Source organism: Stenotrophomonas sp. PS02301, from assembly GCF_029959485.1.
GTDB lineage: Bacteria > Pseudomonadota > Gammaproteobacteria > Xanthomonadales > Xanthomonadaceae > Stenotrophomonas > Stenotrophomonas maltophilia_Z.
Genome location: NZ_JASCOO010000149.1, coordinates 1 through 6,882 on the forward strand (window position 1 = coordinate 1; position 6,882 = coordinate 6,882).

Annotated in this window: 8 protein-coding genes; all 8 read left to right on the forward strand. The window is 65.9% G+C overall.

The annotated features are described in order from the left end of the window. Positions 1 to 96 precede the first annotated feature (96 nt). The 8 genes from ruvB to ybgF all read left to right on the forward strand — a co-directional run bounded on the left by ruvB (position 97) and on the right by ybgF (position 6,781). On the forward strand, positions 97 to 1,137 hold the full coding sequence (gene ruvB, locus QMX81_RS19995) for a Holliday junction branch migration DNA helicase RuvB (protein WP_121039149.1): 1,041 nt from the start codon (positions 97 to 99) through the stop codon (positions 1,135 to 1,137). Then, positions 1,127 to 1,570 carry a tol-pal system-associated acyl-CoA thioesterase gene (gene ybgC / locus QMX81_RS20000; RefSeq protein ID WP_121039146.1) on the forward strand — a complete coding sequence of 148 codons (444 nt, stop codon included), beginning with the start codon at positions 1,127 to 1,129 and terminating at the stop codon, positions 1,568 to 1,570. The genes ruvB and ybgC overlap by 11 nt, the downstream gene beginning before the upstream one ends. 10 nt (positions 1,571 to 1,580) lie before the next feature. Next, positions 1,581 to 2,360 (forward strand): protein TolQ, encoded by a 780-nt coding sequence (tolQ, locus tag QMX81_RS20005; RefSeq protein WP_282264120.1) that lies wholly within the window; start codon positions 1,581 to 1,583, stop codon positions 2,358 to 2,360. Between the two features lie 23 nt (positions 2,361 to 2,383). Beyond that, positions 2,384 to 2,812, forward strand: coding sequence for a protein TolR (tolR, locus tag QMX81_RS20010; RefSeq protein WP_121039140.1), 429 nt, complete (start codon positions 2,384 to 2,386; stop codon positions 2,810 to 2,812). Next, entirely contained in the window at positions 2,802 to 3,860 is a 1,059-nt protein-coding gene (gene tolA, locus QMX81_RS20015) for a cell envelope integrity protein TolA (protein WP_121039137.1), read from the forward strand. Before tolR ends, tolA begins: the two co-directional genes overlap by 11 nt. A gap of 211 nt (positions 3,861 to 4,071) precedes the next feature. Beyond that, complete coding sequence (tolB, locus tag QMX81_RS20020) at positions 4,072 to 5,391, forward strand: Tol-Pal system beta propeller repeat protein TolB (RefSeq protein ID WP_046272625.1); 1,320 nt, start codon at positions 4,072 to 4,074, stop codon at positions 5,389 to 5,391. 64 nt (positions 5,392 to 5,455) lie between these two features. Then, positions 5,456 to 5,971, forward strand: coding sequence for a peptidoglycan-associated lipoprotein Pal (gene pal / locus QMX81_RS20025; protein ID WP_121039134.1), 516 nt, complete (start codon positions 5,456 to 5,458; stop codon positions 5,969 to 5,971). A gap of 3 nt (positions 5,972 to 5,974) precedes the next feature. Next, positions 5,975 to 6,781: a tol-pal system protein YbgF gene (ybgF, locus tag QMX81_RS20030; protein ID WP_193222762.1), complete on the forward strand. Its 807-nt coding sequence runs from the start codon at positions 5,975 to 5,977 to the stop codon at positions 6,779 to 6,781. The last annotated feature ends 101 nt before the right edge of the window (positions 6,782 to 6,882 follow it).

The following is a 6,882-nucleotide window of genomic DNA, read 5'->3' on the forward strand; positions in this document are numbered from 1 at the left end:
CTGGCCGGCTCCGCGGGATGCAGATGTCATGAGGAGCCGGCCAGCGGCCGGCACTACGGGGCGCGGATCGCGCCGCTTTTGCCGCATAATTGCCGAATGACCGACGACCGCATCATCGCCGCCGGTGCCACCCGCGAAGACGAGGGCACCGACGCCAGCATCCGCCCCAAGCGCATGGCCGATTACCTCGGTCAGGCCCCTGTGCGCGAGCAGCTGTCGATCTATATCGAGGCGACCAAGGCCCGTGGCGACGCGCTCGACCACGTGCTGATCTTCGGGCCGCCGGGTCTGGGCAAGACCACGTTGAGCCATGTGATCGCCAATGAGCTGGGGGTCGCGCTGCGCGTCACCTCCGGCCCGGTGATCGAAAAGGCGGGCGATCTGGCTGCGCTGCTGACCAATCTGCAGCCGCACGATGTGCTGTTCATCGACGAAATCCACCGCCTCTCGCCGGTCGTGGAGGAAGTGCTGTACCCGGCGATGGAAGATTTCCAGATCGACATCATGATCGGTGAGGGCCCTGCGGCCCGCTCGATCAAGATCGATCTGCCGCCGTTCACCCTGATCGGCGCGACCACCCGTGCAGGCCTGCTGACCGCGCCGCTGCGCGACCGCTTCGGCATCGTGCACCGGCTGGAGTTCTATACGCCGGAAGAGCTCACCAAGATCGTCCGGCGTTCGGCCAGCATCCTCAACATCGACTGCACCGCCGAAGGCGCGGCCGAGATCGCACGGCGCTCGCGCGGCACCCCGCGTATCGCCAACCGGCTGCTGCGCCGCGTGCGCGACTTCGCCCAGGTGAAGGCGGCGGGCCACATCGATCAGGACGTTGCCCAGGCCGCGATGCAGATGCTCAAGGTCGATCCGGAGGGCTTCGACGAGCTCGATCGGCGCCTGCTGCGGACCATGGTCGATTACTTCGACGGTGGCCCGGTCGGCATCGAGTCGCTGGCGGCCGCCCTGTCTGAAGAGCGTGGCACGCTGGAAGACGTGGTCGAGCCGTACCTGATCCAGCAGGGTTTCCTGATCCGCACCGCGCGGGGCCGCATGTGCACGCACAAGGCCTACCGGCACATGGGGCTGAAGCCGAAAAACCCGCCGGCGGACCTGTTCGCGGAGGTCCCGGATGTCGGTTGAGCCCCGGATTGAGCCCCGATTCAGTTGGCCGACACGCATTTACTGGGAAGATACCGACGCTGGCGGGGTGGTGTACCACGCCCGCTACGTGGCCTTCATGGAACGGGCGCGCACCGAATGGATGCGGGCATTGGGGTATGGTCAGGAGCGCATGCGCTGCGACCACGGCCTGGTGTTCGCGGTACGCAGCATGTCCATGGACTTCCTCAAGCCGGCGCGTCTGGATGATGCGTTGGCGGTCACCGCCACGCTGGTGCAGTGCAAGCGCGCCAGCATGGTGTTCGCCCAGGCCGTCCATCGGGGCGATGAGACACTGCTGACCGCGCAGGTGAAGATCGCCGCGCTGGATGCAACCACCTTCAAACCGCGTGGCATGGACGATGCACTGCATGCCGCGCTGAAACACCTCGAATTTCCAGAATCCGCACACTGAGGAACAACGGATGATCGTAATGCTCCTGGCCCTGCAGGCCACGGTGACCGAAGCGCTGCCGCAGGAAGTCACCAGCGCCGCGGCGCAGACTGTCGCCCAAGCCGCGCATGGCGGTGGCATCAATTACCTGGACCTGATGATCAAGGCCAGCATCCCGGTGAAGATCATCGTGCTGCTGCTGTTGGCCGGCTCGTTCATCAGCTGGGTGATCATCTTCCGCAAGGCGCGCGTGTTCAATGCCGCCAACCGTGAGGCCGACGAGTTCGAAAGTCGCTTCTGGTCCGGTGCGGACCTGGGCAAGCTGTACAGCTCGGCGACCGACCGCAACCGCAAGGTCGGCGGCCTGGAAGCGATCTTCGAAGCCGGTTTCCGCGAGTTCACCCGCCTGCGCGACAAGCGTCGGCTGGATGGCCGGGCCCAGCTCGAGGGTGCGCAGCGCGCCATGCGCACCACCTATACGCGTGAAGTGGACCAGATGGAGCGCAGCCTGGAGCTGCTGGCCAACATCGGCTCGACCGCCCCGTACGTGGGCCTGGTCGGTACCGTGTTCGGCATCATGGTGACCATGCACGACATGATCAACAGCGGTGAGCAGGCCGGTATCGCCTCGGTTGCCCCGGGCATCTCCGAAGCCCTGTTCGCCACCGCGATCGGCCTGTTCGTGGCGATCCCGGCCGTGTGGGCCTACAACCGCTTCACCACCCGCGTGGAGCGCATGTCGGTGCGCTTTGAAACCTTCGCAGAAGAGTTCAGCTCGATCCTGCAGCGCCAGACCGCAGGCGACGAGTAAGCGCCCAGCACAGGAGTCCTGCCATGACCGCAGCCATTGGCCGCCGCAAGCGCCGAAAGCTCAAATCCGAAATCAACGTCGTGCCGTACATCGACGTCATGCTGGTGCTGCTCATCATTTTCATGGTGACCGCGCCGCTGCTCACGCTGAGCTTTGAAGTGGATCTGCCGACCTCCCAGGCCAAGGCCCTGGAGAGCAAGCAGGATCCGGTCGTCGTGTCCGTCCGCCTGGATGGCCAGCTCAGCCTGAAGCTGCCCGAGGCCAAGGACCCGGAGCCGATGGATGCGGCCCGCCTGCAGGCCCAGCTGTCCGCGCTTTCCTCGCAGGACAAGAACCTGCGCGTGATCGTCGCCGCCGACCGGGCCGTGGCCTATGAAAAGGTGGTCGCGGCCATGGACGTGATCAAGCGCGCCAACGTGGAAAAGGTGGGCCTGGCGACCGATGCACACTGAAGCCCTGCCACCGCAGCGCGCACGGGATGAGGAGTGGGGCCTGCCGATCGCGCTGGCGCTCGGCGTCCATCTGCTGCTGGCACTGATCTTCATCGCCGCCTGGTTGTGGTCGCCGCAGCGCACCACCGAAGCGGCCGCGGGCGATCCGGCCATCGAAGCCAGCCTGCAGCTGTCCGCGTCCGAAGCCTCGGCCGCGCGCCAGGCCCTGCGTGCCTCCGAATCGCTGCCGGACCTGCCCGAGCCGGTCGCCGAGCCCGAGCCGATTCCGGAAGACACCGTGCCGCCGCCGCAGCCGTTGCCCGAGCCGCGCCCGCAGGACGCGCCGACGCCGCAGCAATCGCAGGCGCAGGAGCGCATCGCCCAGCCCGATACGGTCGATCAGGAAGCGGTCAACGCGCTGGCGATCTCGGCTGAAAAGGCCAAGCAGGAGCAGGAAGCCAAGCGCCGCCAGGAACAGATCGACCTGACCGAGCGCAAGCGCCAGGAACAGGCCGAGCAGAAGCTGCGCCTGGCCAAACAGCAGGAAGAGGCGGAAAAGAAGAAGCTGGCCGAGCAGGAACAGAAGGCCAATGATGCCAAGGCCGACGCCGAGCGCGACAAGAAGCTTGCCGAAATCCGCCGCAAGCGCGCCCAGGCCGAGAACGAAGCCAAGCTGGCCGAACAGAAGCTGCGCCAGGTCACGGCCGCGCGTGCCGCCAATGCCTCGGCCTCGACCGCCGGGGCGACCGGTGCCGCCAAGCCGGCCGCCGGTGCCGGTGGCACCAGTGACGATCTCAGCGCCAAATACGCGGCGGCCATCCAGCAGAAGGTCTCCGCACAGTGGACCCGTCCGGATTCGGTGCCGCTGGGCCAGCGCTGCCAGGTCTCGATCACCCAGATTCCGGGTGGACAGGTGATCCAGGCCAAGGTCAGCGGCAGCTGCCCGTTCGACGAGGCAGGCCGCCGTTCGATCGAGGCCGCCGTGTTGAATGCCCAGCCGTTGCCGTACCGCGGCTTCGAGTCGGTATTCGCGCGCACCATCAACTTCACGTTCACCGCCCAGGATTGACCAGGCAGGCCGCTGATCCCGCCGGATCAGCGGTCGTCGCAGGCGCGTACCGCCCGCCGTTGCGCAGCCCAACGGCGCCTGAAGGGGTTAACGGTGTGTGAGTTTTGTGCGCCAGGTGACTCGGAATTCACACGGCCTTGGTTCATGATTGCGAAACTGTTCACCGCGGTCCTGTTATCCCTCGTTCTGGTTTCCCCCTATTGAGCGCTCCATGAAAAAAATGCCTCGTTGGCTTGCCGTTGTTGCGGCCCTGTTGTTGCCCTTCGCTGCCATGGCGCAGCAGAAGGGGCTGGATATCGACATCATTGGCGGCAATGCCTCCGCCACGCCGATCACCGTCGTCCCCATGCCGTACCAGGGGTCGGCCGGTGCACCGCAGACCGATGTGGCCGCCGTGGTGCGTGCCGATCTGGACCGTTCCGGCCAGTTCCGCAACCTGCCGGAAGCCCAGATCGTCGAAAAGCCGACCCGTGGCAGCGAGATCCAGTTCGCCACCTGGCGTGCGCTGAAGCAGAACTACATCGTGGTCGGCCGGGTGATGGACGCCGGCGCTGGCGCCTACCGCGTCGAATACGAGCTGTACGACGTGCCCAAGGGCGAGCGCCTGCTGGGCCTGGCGATGACCGCCCGTGGCAACGCCATGCGCGATGTCGCCCACCAGATGGCCGATGCCATCTACGAAAAGATCACCGGTGTCCGCGGCGCCTTCTGGACCCGCATCGCCTATGTGACCGCCAGCGGCAAGGGCGATGCCATGCGCTATGCGCTGATGGTGGCCGATTCGGACGGCTTCAACCCGCAGACCATTGTGCGCTCGGCCGAGCCGCTGCTCTCGCCGAGCTGGAGCCCGGACGGCAACAAGCTGGCCTATGTGAGCTTCGAGCGCGGCAACTCGGCGATCTACATCCAGAACATCTCCAGCGGTGCCCGTGAACTGGTCACCAGCTTCCGCGGCATCAACAGCGCCCCGTCGTTCTCGCCCGATGGCCGCCGCCTGGCCCTGTCGCTGTCGCGCAGTGGCAACCCGGAAATCTACGTGATGGATCTGGGCAGCAAGCAGCTGACCCAGCTGACCAACCACTTCGCCATCGATACCGAGCCGACCTGGAGCCCGGATGGCAGCAGCGTCTACTTCACCTCCGACCGTGGCGGCCGCCCGCAGATCTACCAGGTGGCCTCCAGCGGTGGCAGCGCCTCGCGCGTGACCTTCCAGGGCAACTACAACGCCACCCCGAGCCTGTCCTACGACGGCAAGAAGCTGGTGGTCGCCCAGGGCAGCGGCAATACCTACAAGATCGCGATGATGGACAGCAGTACGGGCTCGGCCCGCTGGAACACGCTGTCGCCAGGGTCGCTGGATGAATCGCCGAGCTTCGCGCCCAACGCAAGCATGGTGTTGTACGCCGCCCGTGAGGGTGGTCGTGGAGTGTTGTACGCCGTATCGGCCGATGCGCGCGTGCGCCAGCGGCTGGTTCTGGCCGACGGTGATGTTCGTGAGCCTTCTTGGTCGCCATACCGTACAAAGCGCTAACAGAGTGTTAAGATTTCGCCGTATTCATCCCTCATCCGGCTTTAGGAGCCTCAAAGGTATCGCCATGAACAAGACCACCCGCGTTCTGCTTGTCTCCCTGTTGTCCGTGGCCGCCCTGGCCGGTTGTTCCAAGAAGGTCAAGGAAGTGCCGGCTGCCCCGGTTGATACCGGCAGCACCACCGCTCCGACCGGCCCGTCCACTTCGGGTCTGTACGGTCCGGGTGATCTGGATACCGATTCCTGCCTGCGCCAGCGCGTGGTGTACTTCGATCTGGACCAGGACAGCGTCAAGCCGGAGTTCCAGGCCATCATGGCGTGCCACGCCAAGTACCTGCGTGACCGTCCGTCCTCGCGCATGACCCTGCAGGGCCACACCGATGAGCGCGGTTCGCGTGCTTACAACCAGGCTCTGGGCGAGCGTCGTGGCAACGGCGTGTCCTCGGCACTGCAGGCCAACGGTGGCTCGGCTTCGCAGCTGACCGTCGTGTCCTACGGTGAAGAGCGTCCGGTCTGCACCGAGTCGGGCGAGTCCTGCTGGTCGCAGAACCGTCGCGTCGAGATCGTGTACACGGCTCAGTAATAGATGCGCTTTCGATTTCTATCGATGATCGTTGCGGCAGCCCTCGTGGCTGCCGCACCGGCCAATGCGCAGCGCCAGAGTCTGGCCGACCGCGTCGGCGCGCTTGAGCAGCAGGCGAACAACAACCAGTCCAACATGGACATGCTCAACCAGCTGAATCAGTTGCGTACCCAGTTGCAGGCCCTGCAGTCGCAGGTCGAGCAGCTGCAGCACGACAATGACCAGCTCAAGCAGTCCGCCAAGGACCAGTATCTGGACCTGGACAGCCGCCTGAACCGCCTGGAAGGTGGAGCCCCCGTGCTTCCTGCCGCCCCGGCCGCAGCCGCGCCTGCCCCCGCTGCATCCCCGAAACCGGCAACGGCCGCTTCCGAGCGGCCGCCAAGCGTGCACGGCGATGCCGGCAGCCTGGCCGCCAGTGGCGATGAACGCACCGCCTACAATGTCGCCTTCGATTCGCTCAAGGCCGGCAAGTACGACGACTCGGCGCAGCTGTTCATGAGCTTCCTCGAGCTGTACCCCAACGGCGTCTATACCCCCAACGCGCTGTACTGGCTGGGCGAGAGCTATTACGCCACCCGCAATTTCCCGTTGGCTGAGGCGCAGTTCCGCGACCTCATCTCGCGCTACCCGACCCATGACAAGGCGTCCGGTGGCCTGCTCAAGATCGGCCTTTCCCAGTACGGCGAAGGCAAGGTCGACCAGGCCCAGGCGACCCTCGAACAGGTCGTGTCCACGTATCCCGGCTCCGACGCCGCGCGCACCGCGCAGGACCGTCTGCAGTCGATCCGGCTGGGTCAGCAGATCCGCTGAACCCGCCTGGGCCGCTGGAGCGGCCGGGCCCGGTATACTGATGGATCGCCAACCCGGCGCTGCCCGGTCTTCCCTGCCGGGCCCTGCCCCGCGGTTGTGGG

Excerpts from the sequence above, each read along its gene's own strand:
- ruvB (WP_121039149.1), top strand. The coding sequence starts at position 97 with ATGACCGACGACCGCATCATCGCCGCCGGTGCCACCCGCGAAGACGAG.
- ybgC (WP_121039146.1), top strand. The coding sequence starts at position 1,127 with ATGTCGGTTGAGCCCCGGATTGAGCCCCGATTCAGTTGGCCGACACGC.
- tolQ (WP_282264120.1), top strand. The coding sequence starts at position 1,581 with ATGATCGTAATGCTCCTGGCCCTGCAGGCCACGGTGACCGAAGCGCTG.
- tolR (WP_121039140.1), top strand. The coding sequence starts at position 2,384 with ATGACCGCAGCCATTGGCCGCCGCAAGCGCCGAAAGCTCAAATCCGAA.
- tolA (WP_121039137.1), top strand. The coding sequence starts at position 2,802 with ATGCACACTGAAGCCCTGCCACCGCAGCGCGCACGGGATGAGGAGTGG.
- tolB (WP_046272625.1), top strand. The coding sequence starts at position 4,072 with ATGAAAAAAATGCCTCGTTGGCTTGCCGTTGTTGCGGCCCTGTTGTTG.
- pal (WP_121039134.1), top strand. The coding sequence starts at position 5,456 with ATGAACAAGACCACCCGCGTTCTGCTTGTCTCCCTGTTGTCCGTGGCC.
- ybgF (WP_193222762.1), top strand. The coding sequence starts at position 5,975 with ATGCGCTTTCGATTTCTATCGATGATCGTTGCGGCAGCCCTCGTGGCT.